At 31.9% G+C, this 518-nt stretch carries 1 protein-coding gene; it reads left to right on the top strand.

Going from position 1 to position 518, the window contains the following annotated elements; all coding sequences use genetic code 11:
• Positions 1–518: phosphoenolpyruvate carboxykinase (ATP) (locus V3W49_RS23090; protein ID WP_500148322.1), on the top strand; the 518-nt coding region annotated here is incomplete at both ends.

Genomic DNA, 518 nt, shown 5'->3' on the forward strand with positions numbered 1-518 from the left:
CTGGAAAATATACTGGTAGATCTCCTGATGACCGCTTTATCGTATATGATGACAAAACTCATGATACAATTGATTGGGGAAAGATTAATCATCAATTTCCAAGTGATAAATTTGAGAAACTTCTCGAAAAAATGAAAAGCTTTGTTGAAAATAAGGAACTTTTTATTTTTGATGGTTTTGTAGGTTCTGATCCAGAAAATCGTTTGCCAATTAGAGTGATAAATGATCGTGTTTGGCAAAATTTGTTTGGAAGAAACTTGTTTATTCGACCTACAAATGAAGAGTTAGAAAATCATGAACCTGATTTTACTATATTGTGTATTAATGACTTTGAAGCAGTTCCAAAAATCGATGGAACCCGAACTAATGTCTTTATCCTAGTTGATTTAACAAGAAAAATTGTTTTGATTGGAGGTACGCAATATGCTGGAGAGATGAAAAAATCAATGTTTAGTATAATGAACTACATTTTGCCAGAACGTGGTATTTTTCCAATGCATTGTTCTGCAAATATTGGA

It is taken from the genome of Rosenbergiella sp. YN46 (assembly GCF_036620675.1).
Taxonomy (GTDB): Bacteria; Pseudomonadota; Gammaproteobacteria; order Enterobacterales; family Enterobacteriaceae; genus Jejubacter.